This window comes from Vibrio sp. 1249-1, from assembly GCF_033340495.1.
The window spans coordinates 1-618 of record NZ_JAWOWJ010000756.1; the positions used below are offsets into that span (position 1 = coordinate 1).

Below are 618 nucleotides of genomic sequence, written 5' to 3' on the forward strand. Positions count from 1 at the left end.
GCACTCTCGCTGCGACGCATCCGCTGTAAATAGTACCCCATCAACAAAATGACCACCGACATCACCACAAACAGGCTACCAAACAAGCGAATTTCTTTGGCAAAACGCTCAGAAAACTTCATCGGTTTATTAAAAAATACCGCAGAGACCTCTTGCTCAGCACCCAGCCCCCAGCGCACTACAGCTTGATAATCGAGCTTGATTTCAGAATCGCCATTCACCACCGGAGGTAATGGTTCTTGTGGGTGGTCGAGCACCTGTTCAAGTAATCTAGCCGCTTCAACACCTTGGCGATAACCACTTTGAATCACGCCGCCCACCGCGCCATGACCCAATCCTACATCGTGCACCATAAACAATGGCGCGTTGGAGGCCTTGTTGATCTGAATCCAGTCACGCTCGCTGCCGACCACACCATCTTTGTCGCGGTAGTAAGTCCAAAACAGCACCACATTTTCTTTATTGAGTTGAGCGATTTTTTTCTTCAATGCTTCAACATTGTCAGGGACAAGTTGAGTGATCTTGTTGCGATAACGGTCATGTTGTTGGATAAAATCGTCAATCTCGTCGCGAAGAATTGCACCAGTCACCGAATGGTCACTGATGATGTAAATCTGC

Annotated in this window: 1 pseudogene; it reads right to left on the reverse strand. The window is 47.9% G+C overall.

What is annotated here, in order from left to right:
* Nucleotides 1-618: pseudogene (locus tag R7Z50_RS28745) on the reverse strand (GGDEF domain-containing protein); the annotation flags it as partial.